The sequence below is a fragment of the Pseudomonas sp. 2FE genome (assembly GCF_005503735.1).
GTDB lineage: Bacteria > Pseudomonadota > Gammaproteobacteria > Pseudomonadales > Pseudomonadaceae > Aquipseudomonas.
Genome location: NZ_SCMO01000001.1, coordinates 339,017 through 362,903, shown reverse-complemented (window position 1 = coordinate 362,903; position 23,887 = coordinate 339,017). Strand labels below are relative to the sequence as shown.

Below are 23,887 nucleotides of genomic sequence, written 5' to 3'. Positions count from 1 at the left end.
GCCCTGTATTTCGCAGGCAACAGCTTAAGACTGAGGCTTCCGAGCCGTTGCTAGGGCACCTCAAAAACGCCTTGGAGTGTCGACGCCTCGAGGTTAACCGCAGCCAAAGCGCTGCGTTGGCCAGGGTTGCACTTAATTCTAGGCAGTCAGCACGCCTTGCCCGGCCGTGGGCGCAACTGCCAGGCCAGACCGCTCATCAGCAACGCCAGGCCCGTCAGTACCCTAAAGGGCAACTGATAATCGCCGGCCAGATCGCGGCCGAGGCCGGCCAGAATCGGCGTCAGACTCGCCATGCTGTAACCGGCACAGAGCATCATCGCGGTCCAGCGGCTGACGGCCAGCGGCGTGTGCACTTCGTACAGCGGCAACACCAGCGACAGGGCGAAGGAGCCGCCGAGGCCGAAGCCAATCAGCACCGCCCACAGCTCCGGGATGAAGGTCGGCACCAGGCTGATCATGCCCAGGCACAAGGCTGAGCACAGCCCGCAAAGCAGCAGCAGTTGGTAGCGGCAATCGAGGCGCTGCGCTAGCCAGGGCAACAAGAAGGAGCTGGGCAAGCCGACCAGCATCGAGATGCTGAACAGCGTGTTGCTGCGCAGCAGGGATAAGCCGGCCTCGTGGTAGCGCGCCACCACCCAGGTCGCCAGGGCATAGAACAGCCCGGCCTGAATGGCGAAGAAGCAGCTGATCAGCCAGGCCCGCGGCTCTCTCCAGGGCAGGCCGGAACCGCTGCCGACTTCAGCGGCGCTTTCCGCCCGGTTCGGCAGGCGCAGCCAGAACACCAGCCCGAACAGCGCCGGTAACGCCCAGATGGCCAAGCCATAGGTCCAGCGATCGGCCAATAGCTGCGTGGCTGGCGCCGTCAGCACCGCGCCAGCCGCACCGCCAATCGCCATGCTGAAGGAGTACCAGCCGACGGCGTGGCCGATATGCTCGACGAAATGGCGTTTGATGAAGCCGGAGAGCAAAGGTCCGGCCACGGCGATGCCGGTGCCCAGGAGCACCGCGCTGCCGATCAGGATCGGGCTGGCCTGCCCGGCCAGACGCATGAGCAAGGCCGCCGCGATCAAGCCGAGGCACAGAGCGATGGTCCGTTCCAGCCCCAAGCGCAGCGCCAGCCGTGGCGCCAGCGGGGCCAGCAGGCCCATGCACAGCACCGGTAAGGCGGTGCTCAGGCTGATCAGCCCGCGGCTGAGGGCGAGTTCGCGGGCGATGCGCTCGATCAGCGGGGCCAGCGAGGTGATGCCGGGGCGCAAGTTGATCGCGGCCAGCACCAGGGCCAGCAACAGCATGGCCCGGGATACGGGTTTCACAGAGCTTTCAACACAGTAGCGGCCAAGCGGGCCGGAGGAGCAACCCTACTCCCCCGGCCCGAGCCAGGACAAGCCCGGCCCAGGTCAAAGTTGACCGAACGGACAATTTATCCCATTAACCCTGTTTGCTCTTGGCGCGCATTTTCTCGGCCATATTGGCCATCTCGTCGTAGAGCAGCTGCGGGTTCTTCTGTTTCAGCGCCCAGGCCATGCGGCCTTGCTCATGGGGCAGGATCATGAATTCGCCCTTGGCGATCTCCTGGTAGATGTAGTCGGCGATATCCGCCGCGCTGATCGGCGAGCCCTCCAGCAGCTTGCCGACCTGCGCCTTCATCGCCGGGGTCGGGCCGCGGAAGGAGTCCAGCAGGTTGGTCTGGAAGAACGACGGGCAGACCACGTGCACGCCGATCTCCTGCTGCTTCAGCTCGATCAACAGGCTCTCGGAGAGCGCCACCACGCCGGCCTTGGCCACGTTGTAGTTGCTCATCGCCGGGCCCTGCATCAGCGCCGCCATGGAGGCGATGTTGACGATCTTGCCCTTGCTGCGCTCGAGCAGCGGCAGGAAGGCCTTGCAGCCCTTGACCACGCCCATCAGGTTGATCGCGATCTGCCAATCCCAATCCTCCAGCGACAACTCGCTGAAGAAGCCGCCCGAGGCCACGCCGGCGTTGTTGACTATCAGGTCGATGCCGCCCAGCTTCTCCTCGCAGGCCTGGGCCAGCGCGGTGAGCTGGCTGTAGTCGCGTACGTCACAACGCTGGGTGAAACCATCGCCGCCGGCTTCGCGGACCAGTTGCAGGGTTTCCGTCAGGCCCGGCTCGCTAACGTCGGACAACGCCAGTTGCCAACCTTCGCGCGCCCAACGCAGGGCAATTTCGCGACCCAAGCCGGAACCCGCGCCGGTAATCATCATGCGGTTTTGCATACTGAGGTTGCCTTATATGTTCTGTGGTAGATGGGCCGCAGTGTAGCTAAGGCACTAGTGCAGCCCACGCACCATTAGGCTGCTGAATGACCGAGGCAAACCGCACCAGCGCTTGCGACCTTGGTAAGGCAAAGAACCGCTAGCCTTATCCGCCCGCAGGATCAGCCGCGTTCAGCGCCTGCGCTTGCGCAGCACTAGCGTCAACCGCAGGTAGACCAAGACATTCAGCACAACCACCAGGCCGCCCAACCACAGTTGCAGCTGCGCCGTCAGCCCGCTCGGGTAGATGAGCGGGATCAGGTAATGCTCGACGAAACCACCGCTATAGCCAGACTGACCGGCGGCGCGGCGCAGGCTGTTCTCCCACGGCGTCAGCGGGCAGACCAGATGAAAGAACTCCACCACCGCCCCCCAGAACACCGCCGGCAGATGCACCCAGGCCAGCGCGTGCCATCTCAGCACCAGCAGCCCACCGCCCAGCACGAAGAGGATGAACAGCAGATGAGCCAACACCAGCGCATCGGCGCCCAGACGGTAGATCATCCCGCTGCCCTGCCCTGCGCGCTGAAGCGCTTAGCCGCCATCGGTTAGCCCCTCAATCCAGCACAAACAACTTGGCGCCGAGGGTGGTAGCGGAGCGATGCGGCTCGGCATTATCCGCGACCTGATAACTCATGCCCGGCTTGAGCACAAAGCGGCGGCCATCCGCCAACTCGGTCAGCAACTCGCCCTCCAGGCACAGCAGGATATGGCCCTTCACACACCAGTGGTCGGCCAGATAGCCCGGCGAATACTCGACCATCCGCACCCGCAGCGCGCCGAACTGGCAAGTCCGCCAATAGGCCAGGCCAGTTTCACCGCGATGTTCGCTGGGCTCCACGGCCGCCCAGTCGGTGGTGCCGAAGGGGATATCGCTCAGTTGCATAAGGCCTTCCTTAGGGTTTGCTGATTATTGAATAGGGGCTCAGTCGCTAAGCCGGGCATGCTCAGCCAGCTCGGCCTCGATACAGGCCGCGATCCTCGCCCGCTGCAGCGCCAGCCCCGCTCCCTAGGGCTCAGACGGGGACAACTCCTGACCCGCCTCGACCCGGTTGCGGCCGGCGGCCTTGGCGCGATAGAGCGCCCGATCAGCGGCCTGCAACAGACTCTCCGCCGAACTGTCGGCCTTGGGTACCAGGGTGGCGATGCCCAGGCTCAGGGTGACGTAGCTGGCGGTTGCCGAGTCGATGTGTTCGAGCTTCAGCTCATACACGGCGTTACGCATGGCCTCGGCCAAGGCATAGGCGCCTGCGGCCGCGGTGTCCGGCAGGATGATCACGAACTCTTCGCCGCCGTAGCGGGCCACCAGATCGGGCGGGCGCCGCACCCGGGCATGGAGCCGCGCGGCGACCCGTTGCAGGCAGCGATCGCCGGCCTGGTGACCGTAGTGATCGTTGTAGGCCTTGAAGTTGTCGATATCGGCCATGATCAGGCTGAGCGGGCTGCCCTGGCGTTGCGCGCGCCGCCACTCCAGGCTCAGGGTGCGCTCGAAGCCGCGGCGGTTGGCGATTCCGGTCAGCGGGTCCTGGGTCGCCAGCAACTCGAGCCTGTCGTTGGCCGAACGCAGGTCGACTTCCACCTGCTGGCGCTCGATGATTTCCCGTTCCAGGGCCCGGTTGATCGAGCTCATCTCCTGGCTGAGTCCTTGGGCTTTCTCGCTGGCGCGGTGCAGGCGGCCGATCACCAGGGCGAGCAGGGTGGAGAACAGGGCCAGGATGCTCAGGGTGACGACGGCGGTTTCGATCAGCAGTGGACGGGCACTGAGCCCCGCGCTGTCGAGTGGCTGGTCGACCTCGAGGATGCCACGCACCTCGCCGACCTTCCAGCCGCGCCGGGGGGAATCGGGGTGGCTATTGTGGCAGTCGACGCAGGCCGGGCGCATGAGGTCGGCCGTGGCGTAGCGCAGCACCAGCTGATCGCCCTGGCGTTCGAAGCGGTAGAACGGCTGCTCAGGGTCGGCTTGCAGGGCTTGCCAGGCCTGCCGGCCGAAGTCGTCCTTGAGACCGCCCTCCTGCGCATGCCAGGGAAAGGGGTAAGGGCTGTACAGCCTGGTGCTGACGCCGGAACCCTGCTGGCCCAGGCGGTTGCCGAGCAGCATGCTCAGGGTCGCGGGCAAGGGAATGGCCTGGGGCGTGGCCTGGTAATCGTGGGTGACGCTCATGCCGTAGGCACGGGCGCGGGCGACCACCTCGGAGGTGTAGAGGCTGCGGAACTCGCTGAGGGTGGCCGTATACAACCGGGCGCTCTTGAGGGCGGCGTCTTGCAACTGCTGGCTGAAGATCTGGTGCAGGCTCCAGCTCAGGCCGGTCAGGCTGAGCAGGAGTATCAGGGCCATGCCGATGACGGCATGGCCCTGGAAGAGGTCGAGGGTCCGGTCCAGCCAACGGGGTGGGGAAGGCATCGTTCGTTCGGCGTCCTGGGTCGGGGGGAACCGCGTGCTCAGAGTATAGGAATAGCAAACCTCCTTGCATCGGTCGCGGCTTCGACCTACGAACCCGTTCAAGATCGTTGCGAGCCTGTTTTCAACGCAGCATGACACGCGTAGCCCGCAGCAGATCGTAAACAGGTTCTTAACCGACGCAGCCCTGCTCCGTGAACTTCACCCTGGCGACGGCACCGTACTTGTTCGCGTAGCTCGCCAACAGCTCAGCATCGCGCCACCACCAGCGCTTGGCGTTGGTCATCAGGCCTTTCTTGTATTCGATGCCGTGGGGCAGGTCGAGCCACGGGCGGATCACGCTGCCATCGGGGTAGCTCAGCAGCTCGCTCTCTGCCTCGGCAAAACCCTCGATGCGCACACCGCCCAGGCCATCCTTGAACGCGAATTCGATGGGCACGACTTTCGTCGGCAACCATTTGCTGACGAGTTGCGCGCCGAACAGGTCGAAGAGCCCGCCGCCCGCCTTCCCCGTGCCTATCGCCTCGAGGGCCTGACGCTGCTCCGCAGTGGCGCCGCTGTCGATATAGGCACAGGCGCTCCCCTGGCCTTGCTCGACCGGGCCCGGGAAGCTGTAGTAGAGCGCGAACCGTGTATCGTCGAGGAGTGTCGTGCCGAACCGGCCCGAGAGGATGTGCCAGGCGCCCCAGCCCATGCAGCGACCCTCGGTCGGCCGCGCATTGAAGTTACAAGGGCAGCCCCAGTCGCAGTTGCAGGCCGTGAAGTAGTCGGCTTCGAAGTTCCACTGAGTCATCTTTCCTCCTCTGCCCAGCCCGCAGTGGCGCAAGGCATAGTCGATAAACCAGGATTTCTGGCGGCGGTCGGTACGTTGAGCGTTGAGTGGAACCCCGGCCGCGCCCATTTCCCGCCGATCGAGCTGCAATCGAACGGCGGAATCAACCGGCACCCAGCTGCGCGAGCGAATGAGCGCCCCGCTTGCAGGTCCGTGACTACAGTCTAGTCAAGCCCGCCGCGCGGAATGCGAGCGACTCATTCGCGCTGGTCGGCCAGCGCCTCCAGCAGAAAGTCGACGAAGCTGCGCACCCGCAGCGAGAGATGCCGGCCATGGGGGTAAAGCAGCGTGAAGGGCCGGGAGCGGCCGGCGAAGGGCTGCAACACCTCGACCAGGCTGCCGCGGCGCAACTCCTCCTCGACGATAAAGCCATAGGTCTGCAACAGCCCGGCGCCGCTACGCGCCAGGGTCACGCCGCCCAGCAGATCCTCCGCGCAGCAATAGCCGCCGGCGGTGACCAGCTCCAGCTCCTTGCCGTCCCGGCGGAACGACCAGGGGATCGGCTTGCCGCTGCTCGGCAGCAGGAACTGGATGCACTCGTGCTCGGCCAGCGCCTCCAGGCTAGCGGGCACTCCGGCGCGCTGCAGATAGGCCGGCGCGGCCACCACCAGCAGCGGCGCATCCTCCAATTTGCGCGCGATCAGGCTCGAGTCCGCCGGCACCCGCGCGCGTATTGCCAGGTCGAAACCCTCGCCGACAAAGTCGACATTGCGGTTGCTCAGATGCACCTCGACCTCGACCGCCGGGTAGCGCGCGCGGAACGCCGGCAGCAGCGGCAGCACCCGGTAGTGGCCGTAAGGCGTGCCCATGCTGATGCGCAGCAGCCCGGCCGGGGCCGCCTGCTGACCCGACACCTCGCGCTCGGCCTCGACCAGTTGCGCGAGCGCCTGCCGGCACTGCTCGAAATAGGCCCGGCCGCCTTCGGTCAGGCGAATCTGCCGGGTGGTCCGCAGGAACAGGCGCACGCCCAGCCGAGCCTCCAGGCGCGACACCGAGCGGCTCACCGCCGCCGGAGTCACGCCTGCGGCCAGGGCGGCGGCGGTAAAGCCGCCCAACTCGGCGGCCAAGCAAAACAGTTCCATGCTGCCCAGCAGCACTCCACCCAACTGACGCCCCATCTATTAGTTACACCCTGTATCAAGTGAATTGAGTGAGGCGCCGTTTATCCGCCTGGAGATTGCCAATAGCCTAACCCACAGCTACATCCACATCGACAGAGGGAACTCACCATGAAGCTTTACTACTCCCCCGGCGCCTGCTCCCTGGCCCCCCACATAGTGCTGCGCGAAGCCAGACTGCCCTTCACCCTCGTGCGGGTCGACACCCAAACGCACCAGACCGAGCACGGCGCCGACTATTACCGGATCAACCCCAAAGGCTATGTGCCGCTGCTGGAGCTGGATAGCGGCGAGCGCCTGAGCGAAGGGCCGGTGATCACCCAGTACCTCGCCGACCAGGTCGGCAACCATGAGCTGATGCCCGAGGCCGGCAGCCTGGCGCGCTACCGAGTGCTGGAATGGCAGAATTACATCACCTCGGAGCTGCACAAGGCCTTCGGCGCGCTGTTCAACCCCGCCCTGGACGCGACGGCTAAGGCGGTCTACAGCGCCGCCCTGGCGAAGAAGTACGCCTGGGTCTGCGAGCAACTGCGCGGCAAGCAGTACCTGACCGGCGACAACTTCAGTGTGGCGGACGCGTATCTATTCACCGTGACGAACTGGGCTCCCCATGTCGGGCTCGATCTCTCGGCCTACCAGGACCTGCAAAGCTACTTGAAGCGAGTCGCGGCGCGGCCCGCCGTGCGCGAGGCGCTGGAGGTCGAAGGCTTCTGACCCCGCAACAGCCCCGCTCCGGCCCAAGCAGGGCCGGAACCCACTCAGATCAATGGAAGAGATCCCCACATGTGGAAAAGCACTGAAGTCTCACGGCGCCTGAACCTGGCCGCACCGATCATTCAAGGGCCCTTCGGCGGCGGCCTGTCCAGTGTCGATTTGGTCGTCGCCGTCTGCGAGGCCGGCGGTTTAGGCTCCTTCGGCGTGCATCACCTCGCCGGGGCGCAGATCAGGGAAGTCGCCCACAACATCCGCTCACGCACCCAGCGCCCGTTCGCCCTCAACCTGTGGATACCCTTCCAGGACAGCGAAAACCCTAGCCTCAGCACTGAAGAATTCGCGCGCAACGTCGAGCGGCTGACGCCTTACTACAACGAATTGGGTATGCCCCCGCCGGTACGCCCTGAACGCTTCACGCCGAGTTATGAGGAACAAGTCGAGGCCGTGTTGGAGGCCCGCCCGGCGGCCTTCAGCTTCGTCTACGGCGTACCCTCCCCCGAGGTTCTGCGCCGCTGCCGCGAGCTCGAGATAGTGACCATCGGGGCCGCCGCCACCGCGGACGAGGCGCTCGCGCTCGAGCGGGCCGGGGTCGACCTCATAGTCGCGACCGGCTTCGAGGCCGGCGGGCACCGGGTCTCCTTCCTGCGCGCCGCCGAGCACTCGCTGACCGGCACCTTCGCCCTGGTGCCGCAGGTGGTCGATGCGGTCAAGGTTCCGGTCATCGCCGCCGGCGGCATCGCCGACGGCCGTGGCATAGCCGCCGCCTTGGCCCTAGGCGCCCAGGGCGTGCAGATCGGCACGGCGTTCCTGGCCTGTGCCGAGTCGTCGGCCAGCGAGGTGCACCGGCGCATGCTGTTCAGCCCGGAGGCGAAACACACCGCGCTGACCCGCGCCTTCAGCGGCCGGCTGGCCCGCGGCATCCGCAACCGCTTTATCGATGAGCTGAGGGCGGAGGAAGCGAATCTTCCCCAATACCCCGTACAGAATTGGTTCACCGGGGCAATCAAGGCGGCGGCGATCAAACAGAATCGGGCCGACTTGATCTCGCTCTGGGCCGGCCAAGCGGCGCCCTTGCTGCGCCACCACGATGCCAAGACGCTGATGCAGGCGCTGCTGGAGGAGGCTTCGGCAGTAATCGACAGGGCTTAGCTCAGAGGGCCAGGCCTGGCCCTGCCCCCCCCGGCGAGCCTAGCGCGAGCGCCTTGTCCGCCGCGGCACGGCCTAGTCGCGCTCGGTTCAGTACGTAGGGTGCGCTCTGCGCACCAGTTGCAGCGGGCATTGGTGCGCACAGCGCACCCTACGAAGCCATGCCGTCGAGTCGATATTTCTAAGACCGAACCTAAGCGCTCCCCCGCGCTTGGCGTCCCTAATTAGGCAATCCAACGCTCGGCTTCTGCGCGAATACCGCTATCTTTTCAGAGAGTCGCGAGCGACCCGGTGCGCGTCCCGCCTGGCACCTTGTTTACATATCAACGTTAAATTGTTCACAACCTGTTGCACAGTTTTACAGAAACGTAGTACACAACAGCACGCTCCCGCGCATAACTCGCCGGGCAGCGGGTGGGCACCTCGAAGGGAACAGCGGCGGACACCGCGCCGAATCCCCCAAGGCGCCGAGCCCGGCTCGTCAGAGCTGCTAAGGTCACCGCAGACAAGGAGAAAACTCAATGCATGAGTTCGCTGCAGCCACACCCGATACGCTGCCTAGGTTGACCTTGAAAGGCATCTGTAAGGTCTATCCCACGGTCGTCGCCAACGATGGGATCGACCTGTGCGTCATGCCCGGCGAGATTCATGCCGTGCTGGGCGAGAACGGCGCCGGTAAATCGACGCTGATGAAGATCATCTACGGCGTGACCCGCCAGAGCGCCGGCGAGATGTTCTGGGAGGGCCAGCCGGTCGTGGTGGAAAACCCGGCCCATGCCCGCAGCCTGGGCATCGGCATGGTGTTCCAGCACTTCTCGCTGTTCGAGACCCTGACCGTGCTGGAAAACGTCGCCCTGGCCCTGCCGGGCAACCCCGATTTGCCGGATCTGGCCCGCCGCATCGAGTCGGTCTCCACGCGCTACGGCCTGCCGGTCGATCCCCGTCGGCATGTGCATGCGCTGTCTGTCGGCGAGCGCCAGCGGGTCGAAATCGTGCGCTGCCTGCTGCAAAACCCGCGGCTGCTGATCATGGACGAACCGACCTCGGTGCTCACCCCGCAGGCGGTGCGCGTCCTGTTCGAGACCCTGCGCCGGCTGGCCAGCGAAGGCTGCTCGATCCTCTATATCAGCCACAAACTCGACGAAATCCAGGAGCTGTGCCACAGCGCCACAGTGCTGCGTAGCGGCAAGGTCACGGGCGCCTGCATCCCCTCCCAGGAGACGCCCAAGAGCATGGCGCGGCTGATGATCGGCAAGGATCTGCCGGCCTGTGTCCACACCGCGGTCCAGGCCGGCGGCGAGGTCCGGCTGAAACTGGCGGGGCTGTCGCAGGCCTCGCCCGATCCGTTCGGCACCGATCTCAAGGACATCCAGCTGGAGGTGCGCTCCGGCGAGATAGTCGGCATCGCCGGGGTCTCGGGCAACGGCCAGGCCGAGCTGTTGGCGGCCATTTCCGGGGAGACCCCGCTGAGTGAGAAAGACCAGGTGCAGATCTGCGGGAGCCCGGCGGGACGCTTGCCGCCCGACCAGCGCCGACAGATCGGTCTGTGCTTCGTGCCGGAAGAGCGCCTGGGCCGCGGCGCAGTGCCGAGCATGGCGCTCAGCGACAATGCCATCCTCACCGCCGCCACCGCAAAGGCCCTGGTCAAGCGCGGGCTGATCGATTTCCGCGCCGCCAAGGCCTTCGCCCAGGAGTGCATCGAGCGCTTCAACGTCAAGTGCGGCGGGCCGGCCGCGCAGGCCAGATCGCTGTCCGGCGGCAATCTGCAGAAGTACATCATGGGCCGCGAAATCCTCCAGGCCCCCAAGCTGCTGGTCGCCGCCCAACCGACCTGGGGCGTGGACGTGGGCGCGGCGGCCTTTATCCGCCAGCAGATCATCGACCTGCGCAACAGCGGCTGTGCCGTGCTGGTGGTCTCCGAGGAGCTGGATGAGCTGTTCGAGATCTGCGACCGCATCGCGGTGATCGCCAAGGGCCGGCTGTCGCCGAGCCGGGCGTCGGCCGAGACCTCGGTAGAAGACATAGGCGTGTGGATGAGTGGCATGTGGCCGGGCGCCGAGAGCGCGCCGGCAGCGACCCACCATCAATAAACCAGCCATCAATAACAAGGGAAAGCGAGCCATGTTGTCCTTCACGCTTGAAACCCGCCCCGAAGCCTCGCGCACCATGAGCTATCTGTCGCCGTTGATTGCGGTGGCACTGACCGTGCTCGGCGGGCTGCTGTTGTTCTCCGCCTTGGGTAAAGACCCGGTCGAAGGCTTCCAGGTGTTCTTCCTCAATCCGCTGCGCCACTGGTACGGGGTGGCCGAACTGCTGCTCAAGGCCATCCCGCTGATGCTCATCGCGGTGGGCCTGGCCATCGGCTTCCGGGCCAATGTCTGGAATATCGGCGCGGAAGGCCAGTTCATCCTCGGCGCCTGTGCGGCGACGGGAGTGGCGCTGGCCTTGGGGAACCACAGCGGCCCACAGGTGCTGCTGGCGATGGTCGTCGCCGGGGCGCTCGGTGGCGCGGCCTGGGCGGCGATCCCGGCGTTCCTGCGCACCCGCTTCAACGCCAATGAGATCCTGGTCTCGCTGATGCTGGTGTACGTCGCCCAGTTGCTGGTGTCCTGGCTGGTGTTCGGCCCCTGGATGGACCCCGAAGGCTTCAATTTCCCGCAGAGCAAGATGTTCTCCGAGTCGGCGCTGCTGCCGATGCTGGTCGAAGGCACGCGGCTGAACCTGGCCTTAGTGATGGCGCTGGGGGTGCTGGCGGTCGGCTATGTGTTTATGCAGAAGAGCTTTCTCGGCTTCAAGATGCGCGTGGCCGGCGAGGCGGCGGATGCGGCGCGCTATGCCGGCTTCTCGGCCAAGCGGATGGTCTGGATCGGCTTGCTGGCGGGCGGGGCCAGCGCGGGCCTGGCCGGCATGGCCGAGGTGGCCGGGCCCATGGGCCAGCTGACCGACAAGGTCGCCAGCGGCTACGGCTTCGCCGCCATCATAGTGGCCTTCGTCGGGCGGCTGAATCCCATCGGCATCTTCTTTGCCAGCCTGTTGATGGCGCTGCTGTTTCTCGGCGGCGAGCAGGCGCAGCTGTATCTGAGCCTGCCCTCGTCGATCTCCAAGGTGTTCCAGGGCATGTTGCTGTTCTTCCTGCTCGGCTCCGACCTGTTTATCAACTACCGGCTGCGCGTGCGGCTGACACTGGCCAAGGCGGGAGACTGAGATGGAGCAGAGTCTGATTACCTCGATCCTGTTCGCCACCCTGGTGGCGGGCACGCCGCTGATTATCGTGGCCCTGGGCGAACTGATCACCGAAAAGGCCGGGGTGCTCAACCTGGGCGCCGAAGGCACCATGGCGATGGGCGCGGTGGCCGGTTTCGCCGCCACCCATTACACCGGCAACCCCTACCTCGGGGTGCTGGCCGGCATGGCTGCCGGCGCGCTGATGAGCCTGCTGTTCGGCCTGCTGACCCTGACGCTGATGGCCAACCAGGTGGCCTCCGGGCTGGCGCTGGCGATCTTCGGCGTCGGCCTCTCGGCCTTTATCGGCAAACCCTTTGAGTCGCTGACCCTGCAGGCCGTGCCGGCGATCCGCATTCCGCTGCTGGCCGATATTCCGCTGCTCGGGCCGGCGCTGTTCAACCAGCAGTCCTTGGTCTACTTCTCCTGGGCCCTGCTCGGCGGCGTGCTCTGGTTCCTCCACAAGAGCCGCGCCGGGTTGATCCTGCGCGCCGTCGGGGAATCGCCTTCCTCGGCCCATTCGATCGGCTATTCGGTGATCGGCATCCGCTACCTGGCCACCACCTTCGGCGGCGCCATGGCCGGTATCGGCGGCGCCTTCCTGTCGGTGTTCTACACCCCGTTGTGGGTCGAGGGCATGGTCTCGGGCCGCGGCTGGATCGCCCTGGCGCTGGTGGTATTCGCCACCTGGCGGCCATTGCGGGTGATGGCCGGGGCCTACCTGTTCGGCGGGGTGATGATCATCCAGTTGTTTATCCAGGGCTCGGGCCTGCAGATCGATGTGCCGTCTCAGTTCCTCTCGGCGCTGCCCTATCTGGCCACCATCCTAGTGCTGGTGCTGATTTCTCGGAACCTGCAGAGCATCCGGCTGAATTCGCCCCAATCGCTCGGCCAGCCCTACCGGCCGGACGCTTGATCCAGCGGCGGGCCGTGAAAGGGGGGCGGCCCGCCTTGCGCAAGACCCCCCCGACAACAAAAAAGCGGCTTACGAACCTGTGCTATTAAGCAAGGAGAGAAACTGATGGGTAATCGCAGACATTTCATCAAGACAGCGGGTGGCATGGCAGTGGCGGCGGTGTTCGGCGTCGGCCTGCTCGGTCAGGTGCAGGCGGCCGACCCGCTCAAGGTTGGCTTCGTCTATATCAGCCCGATCGGCGACGCCGGCTGGACCTACCAGCACGATCAAGGGCGCCTGCAGATGGAACAGGCGCTGGCCGGCAAGGTGGAGACCAAATACATCGAGAACGTGCCGGAAGGCGCCGACGCCGAACGGGTGATCCGCGAGCTGGCCAGCAGCGGCTACACGCTGATCTACGCCACCAGCTTCGGTTACATGAACTACGTCGATCGCGTCGCCAAGCAATTTCCGAACGTCACCTTCATGCACGCCACCGGCTACAAGATGGGCAAGAACTTCGGCAACTATAACGCCCGTTTCTATGAGGGCCGCTATCTGAATGGCGTGATCGCCGGCAAGCTGAGCAAGTCCAATGTCATCGGTTATGTCGCCGCCTTCCCCATCCCCGAAGTGGTGATGGGCATCAACGCCTTCGCCCTCGGCGCCCGCAGCGTCAACCCCAAGGCCGAAGTCCGGGTGATCTGGGCGAACAGCTGGTATGACCCGGGCAAGGAGCGCGAAGCCGCGCTGACCCTGATCTCCCAGGGCGCCGACATGCTCACCCACCATACCGACTCGACCGCGGTGGTGCAGGCCGCCGAGGAAAAGGGCGTGAATGCCTTCTCCTACCATTCGGACATGGCGAAGTACGGACCCAAGGCGCAGCTCTCCGGCACCACTCACCAATGGGGTGACTACTACACCCAGACCACCAGCCAAGTGTTGGACGGCAGCTGGAAGCCGACCTCGACCTGGGGCGGCGTCAAGGCGGGGATGATCAAGATAGTGCCGCTCAACCCGTCCGTTCCGGCCGAGGTGAAGGACCTGGTCACCAAGCTGGACGGCGAGATGCAGGCCGGCACGCTCCACCCCTTTGCCGGCCCGGTCGTGGACCAGGACGGCAAGACCCGCGTGGCCGCCGGCCAGGTGATCACCGATGCCGATCTGAACAAGATGAATTACTTCGTGCAAGGCGTAGCCTCCAAGCTGCCGCAGAAGTAACCCGGGCCAGTACCAGCAAAAGGCCAACCTGTGGGTTGGCCTTTTGCTGGGCGCCTATCGCCTAGAATCGGCTGGGCGGGCTTTTCTAGCCACGCTCGAACCTTACCGAGCAACGCGGAAGAGTCGTCATATTGGGAAATAAATCAGTCCTCCTTTTCTCCCCACTCCTAGCCCTTTTCAGAAAATAAATCTGTCCCCTTTTCTCGCACCTTTTCTCGCCGCCAGTCAGCAGGCATAGCGGTAAGCCCCCTCGGAAGCCTTGAGGGCGGATCGGGTTAAACAATTGGGCGAATTCTTTTGACCCATCCCCATCTTTTTTGACGATGCGCACTATGCCTTTCCACCCCCTGCCGCTCGCGAAACCCGGCCATCTTGCCTAGGCTCTTTGCAGTCCAGCGTTTGCACGGGTGCTGCCATGGAAACTTCCTTCTCCTCTCTCTGCCGCCGCTTTGCCCTGCTTCTGCTCGCCGGCGCCTGGGCGGCCTTGGCGATCGCCGCCTCGCCCGGCGAAACCGCCAAGGACAGTGCGGAGGATCTCGTCAAGGACGTGATCTTCCAATCCCTGGGTGCCGTCGGCGGCGTCGTCGACGCGGTCGACGATCTCGCGCTCGATCCCGTGGTGAGCTATGCGACCACGGCCGACAAGCCGGAAACCATCGACGACGAAGCGGCCGACGCGGCCTTCCTGAAACTCCTCGAAGGCAGTATCAACGTCACATTTCCGGAACTCGGTTTCGCCATCAAGGGCGGGAAGCTGATCGTCGGCGGAACCGCCGCCGCCATCGAGATCGCCTTGAACGAGGCTTATGAATCCGGACGCGACGTGGCGCTGTACCAGACCATCTTCGGTACCTCCGACGGCCCGGATGTTTTTCTCGGGAATATCGATCAGCTATTCGCTCAGCAATCGTTTTTCGGCGACTTTCTCGCCCGGCGCTCGCCACCCATCACAGCCGAGACGATCGGCGAACAGGTGAAATCGAAACGCGAGCTGGAGAAGCTCTGGTTCACCTATTACAAGAACACGCTGCAAGGCGGCCCACTCGGCCTGTCGCCGGCATTGCGCGAGCAGGTGGACACAAGGCTGAACGAAGCCTGGCCGCAGATGCTCGCCTATTGGCAGGCCAAACGCGCCCAGGTCGTGCTGGCCAATGCGCGTACGGTGTATCACGACCGCCTGCGCGCGGCTGTCGAAAAGCTGGCCGACCAGAAGCAGCAGGACCAGGAGCAACAACAAGCCGGTGCCGGGGATAACGGCGGCGCCACGGAACAACCTAGCGTCGATCAAGAGCAGATCGCAGGCTGGCGCGCGACGCTCGAATGCCTGGAGGAAGGCGCGCGCAAGTACCCGAACTATTGGCAGGATTGCAACGGCAACTGGACCCTGCGTTCGCGCGACGTGGAAATCGCCTACTACCGGGATTTATTGCGCCAGGCCGGCGTCGAGACCGGCGGCTCACCCGATGCAACGGCCCCGCCCGGTGAAGCGGTAGCCGGCCCGCTTGAGCAGGGCATCAACCGCTACGGCGGCGATTATCGCTACGAGGAAATGTCGAACACCGATCCGGGACAGTGCCAGGCGCTCTGTCTCCGGGAAGCCCGCTGCATAGCGTTCTCCTATGTTCGCCCCGGCATCCAGGGCGAACATGCCCGCTGCTGGCTCAAGGACAGCGTGCCGGGGCCTTCGGACAACGCCTGCTGCACCTCGGGCACGGTGACACGCTGACCGCCGCACGAGCTATCCGTGAGGAGCTAAAAGGGTCGTAGTGATTTATCTAGCAGGACGCCTTAGTTGAAAATAAATCACTACGACCCCTTTAGCTCTTTAGCTACTGTCCGTCCCGGCGGAGGTGAAGGATCTGGTCACCAAGCTGGAAGGCGAGATGAAGGCCGGCACCTTCCATCCGTTTGCCGGCCCACTCGTGGACCAGGACGGCAAGACCCGCGTCGCCGCCGGCCAGGTGATCACCGATAGCGATCTGAACAAGATGAATTACTTCGTGCAAGGCGTAGCCTCCAAGCTGCCGCAGAAGTAACCCGGGCCAGTACCAGCCAAAGGCCAACCTCGCGGTTGGCCTTTGGCTGGACGGCTTCATCCCTCACCAATGACGATGTCGCCGTAAGTGCTCTGGACAATCGCTTTCAGCTCCGCCTGCTCGCCGGCGGGCACCTTGAACTTTTCGAGCGTCTGCTGGAAGTCATCCATAAAAGCCTCCCACTCTTTGGGCGTGATGTTCAGGTGCTGATGAGCGTCACGCATCGAGCGTCCGGTATATTTCTGTGGCCCCCCGCTAGCCCAGCCGACCATTTCGGTAACGAGATACTTGAAGCCGGCTGGCGGCACCTTGTGGTGGGCTTCGTTCACGGCCGGATTCGCATTCAGGCGGGCATCCGCCATGACGCGGTCGATAAAGTCATCGACCACGACCGCGATGCTGTAAATTCCGCCCAGACGCTCATAGAGGCTGGGTTGAGGTGGTTGCTGGGTTGCCATGTGCGTGTCCTTTCGTGTGTTGGTTTTTGTGCATAACGAACACTTCGTAAGCCGCCTGACTATAAATAGACCCCAAATGGGGTAATAACGCCTTCACGGGCGAGGTGGGTAACCTTCCACTCCACACCCACCGTTCTGGCATGCCGCTTTGCGCTGCCCAGTTGGTAGGGCGGGTAAGACCCGCCAAATAAAAGCAACACAACAATATCGGCTAATCATCAGTTTTTCACCGCGCGGGTTTCAGCCATACAAGGCTCAACCTCCGCGCCGCGATTCGCTCATGGCCGCTGGGGTAAGAGCACGATGCAGTTGGGGTTCAGTCCCATGTTCTTGAGCGTGTCCACGCTGGCGATGGGCTTGCCCTCGGCCACGTCAATCACGGTTATGGAGCCGTCGCTCATGCCCGGCAGGTTGAGCAGGCTGTTCTGGACGAAGAGGTAGCGCTCGTCAGGGGAGAATACCAGGTGGTGCGCCCCAGCCGCCGCCGGGATGGCCTTGAGGAACTTGGGCTTCTGTGGGTCACTCACGTCGTAGACGCTGACGTGCCCTGGCTTGGCGGTGGTCACATAGAGCCGGTCACGCTTTTTGTTGTGCTCCATCTCCAGGGCCACCCCGTGGTTGCGTGAGCCGTAGTCGTCCACCTGACTGAAGCCGAAGCCCTTGGTGCTGGGATTCCAGGCCGCCATCCAGAGCGTGCCCCCGTACATGTTGGTGATGTAAGCCACCGGCGGGGTCGCGCCGGGCATAAACATTACCTCGACCGGCGACTCGCCGGAAGGCGAGGGCTTACGCGATACTTTGTGGGTGGAGAGCACCTTGCCTGTGCTCGCCTCCAGCACGGTCACAGTCTCACCTGGGTCGCCGAGGTCGGAGGGCCGCACTGTGCTCGTGATCATGACGCGGTCAATGCCATTGTGGATGCTGATGCCGTGGGGATACTTGATAAAAGCCGGCCCTCCAGCGGGCGATCCGATGGTTTTGATGGGCTTGTCAGTGGCTGCGTCACCCATCACCACGTTACTCGAGCCCATGCAGGTGAGATACCAGGTCCGGTTGTCCTCCGAGAAGACCACATCCTCCAGCACCTGGCAGTCCAGCACCGGCACCGCCTTCATCCGATAGGGGAAGCGGGTAAGGTCCATCACATGAAGGACACTTTTGCCAAGAGCAGTGATGTAGGCCTTGCTCTTGTCGCGGTTGAAGTAGATGTGGTGGGCCACGAGGTCAGACGGCAGAGGGATCTCCATCAGCAACTTCCCGAAGCTCGGCGACTTCGGGTCGACATCGACGACCGCCAGCCCTTCCTTCCTGATGATCTGCTCAGGCTTGGTCTCGTAATTGAGCAGGGCCAGGATCTCGGCCTGAGCCTGAGAGGCAGACAGGACCATCACGGTCAGCAGCGTACGGACGAAGATTTTCATAGAATTCTCCTTTCCTAGATGGAATATGGCGACAGCTCGCATTCAAACTCCGTCAGACCAGTCAGACAGCAGCCTGACTATAAATAGACCTCAAGTGGGTAATAACGCCTTTACGGGCGTGGTGGATAACATCCCAGCGCATCAACTGCTCTGGCATGCCGCTTGGCACTGCCCAGTGTGCGGATAAGGCGATTATCCGCCACCTGGGGCGGGCTATCTGCGGGAAGGCATTGGGAGAGAAGGTTCAGGCCTCCCCCCGCGCAAGGCGCATTCCAGCGAACTGCTTTGAGGCTAGCCCTTCCCCGATCGTCCAGCAAAAACCACTCGTCCAGATAAAAAAAAGGCAGCCCGCAGGCTGCCCAAATCACTCAGAGAGTTGTTGCTTAGTGAGCCGCGGCACCGCTGGCACCCAGGCCAGTTTGCGAGCGGACGAATTGCGGCAGGAAGCGTGCGCGCTCATCGGCAGCGGCAGTGGACTTGTCCGTAATGGAGAAGAACCAGATACCGGCAAAGGCCACGATCATCGAGAACAGCGCCGGGTACTCGTACGGGAAGAGGGCCTGGGCGTTACCCAACACCTGCACCCATACGGTTGGGCCGAGGATCATCAAGCCCACTGCGGTCACCAGGCCCAGCCAGCCGCCGATCATGGCGCCACGGGTGGTCAGGTTCTTCCAGTACATGCTGAGGAACAGCACCGGGAAGTTGCAGCTGGCGGCAATCGAGAACGCCAGGCCAACCATGAAGGCGATGTTCTGCTTCTCGAACAGGATACCCAGGCCGATGGCGAGTACGCCGAGGGCCACGGTGGTGATCTTCGAGACCCGCAGTTCATCCTTCTCGTTGGCTTTGCCCTTCTTGATCACGCTGGCGTAGATGTCATGCGACACCGCCGAAGCACCCGCCAAGGTCAGGCCGGCCACCACCGCGAGGATGGTGGCGAACGCCACCGCCGAGATGAAGCCGAGGAACAGGCTGCCACCCACGGCATTGGCCAGGTGCACCGCGGCCATGTTGTTGCCGCCCAACAGGGCGCCGGTCGCATCTTTGAACACCGGGTTGGTGCTGACCAGCAGGATCGCGCCGAAGCCGATGATGAAGGTCAGGATGTAGAAGTAGCCGATGAAACCAGTCGCATAGAACACGCTCTTACGGGCTTCTTTGGCATCGCTCACCGTGAAGAAGCGCATGAGGATGTGCGGCAGACCGGCAGTCCCGAACATCAATGCCAGGCCGAGGGAGATCGCCGACACCGGATCTTTCACCAGCGCGCCGGGGCTCATGATGGCCTGACCTTTGGTGTGCACTTTCACCGCTTCGGAGAACAGCGTGCCGAAGTCGAAATTGACGTGCTTCATCACCATCAAGGCCATGAACGAGGCGCCGGAGAGCAGCAGCACGGCCTTGATGATCTGTACCCAGGTGGTCGCCAACATGCCGCCGAACAGCACGTAGAGCACCATCAGGATACCGACCAGGATCACCGCGACGTGATAGTCGAGGCCGAACAGCAGCTGAATCAGCTTGCCGGCACCGACCATTTGCGCGATCAAGTAGAACGCCACCACCACCAACGAACCGCTGGCGGACAGGGTGCGGATTTCCTTCTGCTTCAGGCGGTAGGACGCGACGTCGGCGAAGGTGTACTTGCCGAGGTTACGCAGGCGCTCCGCGATCAGGAACAGAATCACCGGCCAGCCCACCAGGAAGCCGATCGAGTAGATCAGGCCGTCGTAGCCGGAGGTGAACACCAGGGCGGAAATACCCAGGAAGGACGCCGCCGACATGTAGTCGCCGGCAATCGCCAGGCCGTTCTGGAAACCGGTGATCTTGCCGCCGGCGGCATAGTGGTCGGCCGTCGAGTTATTGCGCTTCGAAGCCCAGTAGGTGATGAACAAGGTGGCGCCGACGAAGGCGACGAACATGACGATGGCCGACACGTTCATCGGTTGGCGTTGGACCTCGCCGGTCAGCGCTTCGCCAGCCCAGAGGGCCGGGGCACAGGCGAGCAAGCCCAGCGTGGCAAGCAGACGCGCGATCATTTTTGCACCTCATCCAGAATGGCCTGGTTCAGATCGTCGAATTCACCGTTGGCACGGAATACGTAAATGCCGGTCAGGACGAAGGCCGAGACGATCAGCCCCACCCCCACCGGAATGCCCCAGGTCGTGGTCGAACCCGGGCTGATCGGCTTACCGAACAGTTGCGGATCGAAGGCTATGACCAGGATGAAGGCCACATAGAGGCCGAGCATGATGGCTGAGAGTATCCAGGCGAACCGCTCGCGCTTGGCTACCAGTTCTTTAAAGCGCGGACTCTGTTCAATCCGCCGGTAGATGCTGTCGTTGCTCATTTTGTTGTCGTCCTCCGCAGCACGGGTTGCTGGTGAGGTCACTCTAGAGCGCTGGGACGCACGCGACAGACGACCTTAGTCTTAGTCGAGACCATAGTCTTAGAAGATGCCTAAAACTGTCTGCGCATCAATGATGCTGCGTTAAACATGGCTTCGCTCGCCCTACGGGCCAGCCTGCGGCCGTTACTTCGCTTCGCTACGTTGCGCCTTGTGACCCACATGGATGTGGGGAATGCCGCTACCCGTAGGGAACGGGTGCGGCCCTGACCTTCGCTCGACGAGTTTTAGATCATCTTCGCCGCTCTGTTTTTTAAGTCAGAAACGACAAAGCCGTTCAGTGCGGACACTGAACGGCTTCGATAACAGCGACCGCGAGTTCGCGGAATCAGATCACCGCGAACCCCGGCCCAAGTCCGGCGGCAGTATTATTGCACCCACTCCTTGACCCGCTCCGGGTGCTCGCTCACCCACTTCTGCGCAGCCGCCTCGGGCTTAGCGCCCTCCTCGATGGCCAGCATCACTTCGCCGATTTCACTGGGTTTCCAGGTGAATTTCTTCAGGAAGGCCACCACTGTCGGCGCCTTGGCTTCTAGACCTGGATTGGCAATGCTGTCGACGTGCTCGGCGGCACCGTAGACGCCTTTCGGATCGTCGAGAAAGCGCAGCTGCCACTTGGCGAACATCCAGTGTGGAATCCAGCCGGTGACGGCAATGGGCTTCTGCGCCTTGATCGAGCGCGCCAACTCGGCGGTCATGGCGCTACCGGAACTGGCCTGCAGCTTGTAGTCCAGACCGTAGTCCTTGATCGCCTGATCGGTCTTGAGCATCACGCCCGAGCCGGCATCGATGCCGACGATGCGCCCGGCGAAGCCGTCTTTCTGCGCCTGCAGGTCGGCGATGCTCTTGGCCGTGACGTACTCCGGCACGATCAGGCCGATCTTCGCGTCATTGAAGTTCGGGCCGAGGTTGACCACCTGATCCTTCAGTTTCTCGTAATAGGGTCCATGGGTGACCGGCAGCCAAGCCGACAGCATGGCGTCCAACTGCCCTTTCGCCACGCCCTGCCACATGATGCCGGTGGCCACTGGCATCAACTTCACCTCATAGCCGAGCTGCTGTTTAATCACCTCAGCCGCCACATGGGTAGTCGCCACGCTGTCCGACCAACCCTCCACGAAGCCGATCTTGAGGGTCGGTTTGTCCGCCGCAGCGGTCAAGCCCGCACTCAGTGCCAGTGCCAGACTGGCGCCTAACCCAAATAGCCGTCGCATCTTCATCGTTGCTTCCCCGAAAGTGGTGCGCACAACGCGCGTAAAGCATCTGAAATGGTGTTGTTGGTTTGGGATTCGCCCCCGTCACGCCCCACTGCAAACCAGCGGCCCTCATCAGCGGAGTACTGATGGGTCAATAGTTGACCAACGACACGACGACACGTGCTCCGATAACGACATCAAACCAGCGAGAAGCGACATTCGCCCGGCGGATCGGGAATTCAAAAGACCTATGACCATTAGCAGCGGCTCTAGACGTCGTACATAAACGCGTTTCCTTCACCGCTGAGCGTGCCACGCGCGGTCGAGGCTAACGAGATCTCCAAAGCTACAACGGTGGCCTGCGCGGCAATGGTCGCCTGCGCGGCTATGCGCGAAACGCCGGGAATGCAGGTAAGATGCGCGGCTTTGCTCCCAGACGCGCCCGATCATGCCCGCTACCGCCCGCTTCCCAGCCTTACCCTATGTGTTCGCCTGTCTGCTCGCCCTGTTTGCCCTCGCCGGGCTCTGGTATGGCCTCGGCCAGCCGGTCGTGCTGCCGGACGCAGCGACACCGACGCACAAGTTGCAGTGCGCCTCTTACACGCCGTTCGATAAGGATCAGTCGCCCTTCGACCAGCCTTTCGCCCTGCGCCCGGAACGGATGGATGCGGATCTGGCGCTGCTGGCCACGCGCTTCCACTGCATTCGCACCTACTCCATGACCGGCCTCGAAGCCATTCCCGCGCTGGCCCGTAAGCATGGTTTGCAGCTGATGCTGGGCGCCTGGGTCAACGGCAACCCAGTGGACACCCAGAAAGAAGTCGAGGCGCTGATCGAGTCCGCCAACGCGAACCCCGACGTCGTACAGTCGGTGATAGTCGGTAACGAGACCCTGCTGCGCAAAGAAGTCACCGGCGCCCAACTGGCACAACTGATCGGCCAGGTGAAGGCTCGGGTCAAACAACCGGTGACCTACGCCGACGTCTGGGAGTTCTGGCTGCAGCACCCGGAAGTCGCGCCCGCCGTGGACTTCCTGACCATCCACCTGCTGCCTTATTGGGAAGACGACCCGGCGGGGATCGACGAGGCCCTGGCGCACGTCGCCGAGATCCGCCAGGTGTTTGGCAACAAATTCGCCCCCAAGGACATCCTGATCGGCGAAACCGGCTGGCCAAGCGAAGGCCGTCAGCGTGAAACCGCGCTGCCGAGCCGGGTCAACGAAGCCAAATTCATCCGCGGCTTCGTCGCCCTGGCCGAGCAGAATGGCTGGCACTACAACCTGATCGAAGCCTTCGACCAGCCCTGGAAGCGCGTCAGCGAAGGCGCCGTGGGTGGTTACTGGGGCCTGTTCGATGCCGATCGGCAAGACAAGGCCGTACTCGCCGGCCCGGTCTCCAACCTGCCGAACTGGACTGTTTGGCTGAGCGTTAGCGGCTTGATCTTCCTCGCCACCCTGCTGCTGGCCGGGCGTCCGGCCTCCACCCGTGCGGCCCTGCTTTTGCCGCTACTGGCCGCCCTCGGCGCCGCGTGCATCGGGCTCTGGGGCGAGTTGGCGCGGGTCACCAGCCGCTTTGCCGGTGAATGGCTGTGGGCTGCGTTCCTGGTCGGCTTGAATCTTCTGGTGCTCGCGCATGCGGCGCTGGCGCTGTCGGCCAAAGCGGGCTGGCGCGCCCGCCTATTCGCCTGGCTGCAAGCACGCGGCGGCTGGTGGCTGGCCGCCGCCGGCTTCGCCGGTGCGGTACTGATGCTCAGCCTGGTATTCGACCCGCGTTACCGCAGCTTCCCCAGCGCGGCGCTGTTGCTGCCGGCGGTGGTGTACCTGTGCCGCCCGGTAGCCGGCCCACGCCGTGAAATCGCCGTACTGACCTTGATCATCGGTGCCGGCATCATCCCGCAGCTGTACCAGGAGACCCTCGGCAACCTGCAAGCCATAGGTTGGGCGCTGGTCTGTGTACTGCTGGTCGCGGCGCTATGGCGCAGCTTGCGCATCAGAACGAAGTAACTCTCCGCTAGCCCGGAATGCATCCGGGCTACGGCAAGCAAAACCCAAAAAAGGGATGACTGAGTCATCCCTTTTTTGGTTCTTCACAGATTACCGGGGACGTGGGGCTAACAGCGGACAGGCAAGAGAATGGTGCTTCTTGACCCTGAGTCATTCCCCGTTGCCGTGCGGGCGGATAGTCCGGGTTTCGCCCCCTCGGGCGAGTCACTTTTCGCAGTCGCGCGAAAAGTAACCAAAAGCGCTTGCCCCTGCATCTGGCCCGCCTGCGGCGGGTTCCCGCGCTCCATCATTGTTCCGGGGGCCCGCGCCGAAGGGCCATCCCTGGCCCATCGGCGCTTTCGCGGCATCCCTGCCGCTCAACCCCCTACGCAACGATTCCACTCGGCCTCCTGAAGGGGCGCCGCCCCCGCCCCACCTGATGTATCAATCCACCAGGCAGCTGTTGGCTTCAAGTGTTTAAAAAACGTGCAGGCGACACCCCGGGTTCCCGTCAGGAGGCCGAGTGGAGGTACTGAGTAGGGGGACGCGAGGCAGGACG

Annotated in this window: 21 protein-coding genes; 9 read left to right on the top strand and 12 right to left on the bottom strand. The window is 63.6% G+C overall.

Annotation, left to right across the window (positions count from 1 at the left end):
• Positions 1–146: 146 nt before the first annotated feature.
• From FFS12_RS01810 to FFS12_RS01780, 7 genes are all read right to left on the bottom strand, one after another.
• Positions 147–1,313, bottom strand: a complete 1,167-nt coding sequence (locus FFS12_RS01810; RefSeq protein ID WP_256657244.1) for a CynX/NimT family MFS transporter — start codon at positions 1,311–1,313, stop codon at positions 147–149.
• Between the two features lie 115 nt (positions 1,314–1,428).
• Entirely contained in the window at positions 1,429–2,238 is an 810-nt protein-coding gene (locus FFS12_RS01805) for an SDR family oxidoreductase (protein ID WP_137885265.1), read from the bottom strand.
• Positions 2,239–2,409: 171 nt separating this feature from the next.
• Complete coding sequence (locus FFS12_RS01800; RefSeq protein WP_137885264.1) at positions 2,410–2,781, bottom strand: DUF2784 domain-containing protein; 372 nt, start codon at positions 2,779–2,781, stop codon at positions 2,410–2,412.
• A 52-nt stretch (positions 2,782–2,833) separates the two neighbouring features.
• The gene (locus tag FFS12_RS01795; RefSeq protein WP_137885263.1) at positions 2,834–3,163 is read right to left on the bottom strand and encodes a DHCW motif cupin fold protein; all 330 of its coding nucleotides are present in this window, start codon (positions 3,161–3,163) and stop codon (positions 2,834–2,836) included.
• A gap of 123 nt (positions 3,164–3,286) precedes the next feature.
• Positions 3,287–4,678, bottom strand: coding sequence for a diguanylate cyclase (locus FFS12_RS20075; RefSeq protein WP_137885262.1), 1,392 nt, complete (start codon positions 4,676–4,678; stop codon positions 3,287–3,289).
• Positions 4,679–4,847: 169 nt separating this feature from the next.
• Entirely contained in the window at positions 4,848–5,468 is a 621-nt protein-coding gene (locus FFS12_RS01785) for a DUF1326 domain-containing protein (RefSeq protein ID WP_171011790.1), read from the bottom strand.
• Positions 5,469–5,704: 236 nt separating this feature from the next.
• Positions 5,705–6,625 carry a LysR family transcriptional regulator gene (locus FFS12_RS01780; protein WP_137885260.1) on the bottom strand — a complete coding sequence of 307 codons (921 nt, stop codon included), beginning with the start codon at positions 6,623–6,625 and terminating at the stop codon, positions 5,705–5,707.
• 111 nt (positions 6,626–6,736) lie between these two features.
• On the opposite strand from FFS12_RS01780, the gene gstA reads away from it, so the two are divergent.
• The 8 genes from gstA to FFS12_RS01740 all read left to right on the top strand — a co-directional run bounded on the left by gstA (position 6,737) and on the right by FFS12_RS01740 (position 15,862).
• Positions 6,737–7,339 (top strand): glutathione transferase GstA, encoded by a 603-nt coding sequence (gene gstA / locus FFS12_RS01775; RefSeq protein WP_137885259.1) that lies wholly within the window; start codon positions 6,737–6,739, stop codon positions 7,337–7,339.
• 69 nt (positions 7,340–7,408) lie between these two features.
• Positions 7,409–8,488, top strand: a complete 1,080-nt coding sequence (locus FFS12_RS01770; RefSeq protein ID WP_137885258.1) for a nitronate monooxygenase family protein — start codon at positions 7,409–7,411, stop codon at positions 8,486–8,488.
• A gap of 518 nt (positions 8,489–9,006) precedes the next feature.
• A complete protein-coding gene (locus FFS12_RS01765; protein ID WP_137885257.1) occupies positions 9,007–10,575 on the top strand; it encodes an ABC transporter ATP-binding protein in 1,569 nt (522 codons plus the stop codon).
• 34 nt (positions 10,576–10,609) lie between these two features.
• Entirely contained in the window at positions 10,610–11,689 is a 1,080-nt protein-coding gene (locus FFS12_RS01760) for an ABC transporter permease (RefSeq protein WP_218568605.1), read from the top strand.
• 1 nt (position 11,690) lies between these two features.
• On the top strand, positions 11,691–12,623 hold the full coding sequence (locus FFS12_RS01755; RefSeq protein ID WP_137885256.1) for an ABC transporter permease: 933 nt from the start codon (positions 11,691–11,693) through the stop codon (positions 12,621–12,623).
• Positions 12,624–12,728: 105 nt separating this feature from the next.
• Positions 12,729–13,826, top strand: a complete 1,098-nt coding sequence (locus FFS12_RS01750) for a BMP family ABC transporter substrate-binding protein (RefSeq protein WP_137885255.1) — start codon at positions 12,729–12,731, stop codon at positions 13,824–13,826.
• Between the two features lie 415 nt (positions 13,827–14,241).
• Positions 14,242–15,552: a PAN domain-containing protein gene (locus FFS12_RS01745; RefSeq protein WP_137885254.1), complete on the top strand. Its 1,311-nt coding sequence runs from the start codon at positions 14,242–14,244 to the stop codon at positions 15,550–15,552.
• Positions 15,553–15,676: 124 nt separating this feature from the next.
• The gene (locus FFS12_RS01740; protein WP_137885253.1) at positions 15,677–15,862 is read left to right on the top strand and encodes a hypothetical protein; all 186 of its coding nucleotides are present in this window, start codon (positions 15,677–15,679) and stop codon (positions 15,860–15,862) included.
• A gap of 56 nt (positions 15,863–15,918) precedes the next feature.
• Here FFS12_RS01740 and FFS12_RS01735 read toward each other — a convergent pair whose 3' ends face one another.
• From FFS12_RS01735 to FFS12_RS01715, 5 genes are all read right to left on the bottom strand, one after another.
• Positions 15,919–16,320 (bottom strand): group 1 truncated hemoglobin, encoded by a 402-nt coding sequence (locus FFS12_RS01735; RefSeq protein ID WP_137885252.1) that lies wholly within the window; start codon positions 16,318–16,320, stop codon positions 15,919–15,921.
• A 278-nt stretch (positions 16,321–16,598) separates the two neighbouring features.
• Positions 16,599–17,741: a YncE family protein gene (locus tag FFS12_RS01730; protein WP_137885251.1), complete on the bottom strand. Its 1,143-nt coding sequence runs from the start codon at positions 17,739–17,741 to the stop codon at positions 16,599–16,601.
• A gap of 383 nt (positions 17,742–18,124) precedes the next feature.
• Complete coding sequence (locus tag FFS12_RS01725; protein WP_137885250.1) at positions 18,125–19,783, bottom strand: cation acetate symporter; 1,659 nt, start codon at positions 19,781–19,783, stop codon at positions 18,125–18,127.
• A complete protein-coding gene (locus FFS12_RS01720; RefSeq protein WP_137885249.1) occupies positions 19,780–20,094 on the bottom strand; it encodes a DUF485 domain-containing protein in 315 nt (104 codons plus the stop codon). Before FFS12_RS01720 ends, FFS12_RS01725 begins: the two co-directional genes overlap by 4 nt.
• Before the next feature lie 425 nt (positions 20,095–20,519).
• The gene (locus tag FFS12_RS01715; RefSeq protein WP_137885248.1) at positions 20,520–21,371 is read right to left on the bottom strand and encodes a glycine betaine ABC transporter substrate-binding protein; all 852 of its coding nucleotides are present in this window, start codon (positions 21,369–21,371) and stop codon (positions 20,520–20,522) included.
• A gap of 424 nt (positions 21,372–21,795) precedes the next feature.
• Here FFS12_RS01715 and FFS12_RS01710 point away from each other — a divergent pair, with 424 nt between their 5' ends.
• Entirely contained in the window at positions 21,796–23,349 is a 1,554-nt protein-coding gene (locus FFS12_RS01710) for a beta (1-6) glucans synthase (protein ID WP_137885247.1), read from the top strand.
• Positions 23,350–23,887 lie beyond the last annotated feature (538 nt).